The 1,939-nt window shown below is 67.0% G+C and carries 2 protein-coding genes; both read left to right on the top strand.

The features are described 5' to 3' along the window. On the top strand, positions 1 to 596 hold a 596-nt coding region (locus EN914_RS33655; RefSeq protein ID WP_127389592.1), incomplete at its 5' end, for a pyridoxal-phosphate dependent enzyme. 238 nt (positions 597 to 834) lie between these two features. Beyond that, positions 835 to 1,939 (top strand): DUF4175 family protein (locus EN914_RS33650; RefSeq protein ID WP_127389591.1); only part of this gene is annotated, 1,105 nt, incomplete at its 3' end.

Raw genomic sequence — 1,939 nt, 5'->3', positions numbered from 1 at the left:
CCTATGGCGCCGAGCTGATCGTCGGCGGCGCCCGCTATGCCGAAGCGCTGGCCGCCAGCGAACGGTTCGCCGAGGAGACCGGCGCCTTGCAGATTCACGCCTTCAACCAGGAGGAAACGTTGGTCGGCCAGGGCACGCTTGGGCTCGAAATCGAGGCCGATTTGCCTCGGATCGACACGCTGCTGGTCGCTGTCGGCGGCGGCGGCCTGATCGGCGGCATCGCTGCCTGGTTCGCCGGCCGCATCCGTATCATCGCCGTCGAGCCGGAAGGAGCGCCGACGCTGCATCGCGCCTTCGAGGCCGGGCACCCCGTCGACGCGCCGGCCGAGGGCATCGCCGCCGATTCACTGGCGCCAAAGCGCGTCGGCGAAATGATGTTCCCGATCGCCGAGGCCTATGTCGAACGCTCGATCCTGGTCGGCGACGACGACATCGTCGCCGCGCAGAAGGCGCTGTGGAACCGAACCCGCATCATCTCCGAGCCGGGAGGTGCGGCCGCCTTTGCCGCGATCCTGTCGGGCCGCTATGCGCCGGCGCAGGGCGAACGGCTCGCCGTGCTGGTCTGCGGGGCGAATGCGGACCCCGCTACCTTCTAAAGGGCCTGCTGCCTTCTAAAGGGTATGCAGGATGGAACTATAACGGTCCATTTCACGTTTTTTCGAACTGCCTCGCCTTTGCCGTGTTTGCTGGTATTCTTTGAGTCGTGAGGCGTCGGGCTATCTGCCCGCTCCACAGCATGATCCCGAAACATGGAATCCCTTTCGGAACAGATCATGCTCAAAGGGATAGGGCCGCATCCCGGTTTCGGGATGCCATAGGCTCAAGGAAGGGCCGATGACGCAACGACCCACCTTCAGCAGCGATCGCGGCCTCGCCGGGCGGCTGGCTTTGAGCAGGCTGGCCACGCGGGTCTCGATGGTGGTCGAGCGCGGCTGGCCGTTGCTGCTTCCCCTGGTCATCGTTGCCAGCCTGTTCCTCAGCATCTCCTGGCTCGGGCTATTCTCCCGGCTGCCGGATATGACGCGCATCGGCCTGGTCGCTGCCTTTGCCATAGCAGCACTGGCCGCGCTTTATCCCCTGCGTTTCTTCCGCCTGCCGGGCGCCGGCGAAATCGACCGCCGCATCGAGGCAGCCAATCAACTGTTGCACAGCCCGGTGCTGGTGCAGACCGACCGGCCAAGCGGCCGGGAAAGCAGCTTCTCGCAGGCGCTATGGCGCGAACACCAGAAGCGCATGGCCGGAAAGCTCGACAACGTTGGCGCCGACCTGCCGCGCACGCGCGTGCCGGAGCGCGACCCTTGGGCCCTGCGCGCGGTAGCGGCACTTTTGCTCGTTACCGCCTTCGCCTTCTCCTTCGGGCCGACGGGCGGCAGGATCAGCGACGGCTTCAATGCCCATGGCGCGCGCGATATCGTGCCGCCGCGCATCGACGCCTGGGTGACGCCGCCGTCCTACACCGGCAAGCCGCCGATCTTCCTGACCGCCGACGCCAACCAGGCCATCCCGACCTTTACGGTTCCCGAAGGCAGTGACGTTTCGCTGCGCGTGACGGGCGGCTCAGGCGAGGAAACGCTCGGCTACGCCGACAAGAATAGCAATTCCCGCGCCATCGACCCGGCTGCGCCGCAGGCCGCCGCCAAGCCGGCTGCAAGCCCGGCTACGCCGTCCAAGGTGCGCCAGTTCACCAGCAAGCTGACCGGCGACGGCACGCTGACGCTGACGTCGGGCGAGGACCAGCTCGGCCGCTGGGCCTTCGCGGTCGTACCGGACAAGCCGCCGCAGATCCGCTTCGTCGGCGAGCCCAAGCGCGCCGCCAACGGCGCCTTCGAGCTCAACTACCAGATCGACGACGACTATGGCGCCGCCACCGCCAAGGCGGTGTTCGCGCTTGCCGATCCGCAGGCGCCGAATGCGCGTCCACTGTACGGTGCACCTGAAA

Source organism: Mesorhizobium sp. M7A.F.Ca.CA.001.08.2.1, from assembly GCF_003998455.1.
GTDB classification, from domain to species: Bacteria; Pseudomonadota; Alphaproteobacteria; order Rhizobiales; family Rhizobiaceae; genus Mesorhizobium; species Mesorhizobium ciceri.
This window is presented reverse-complemented; position numbering and strand designations above follow the sequence as displayed.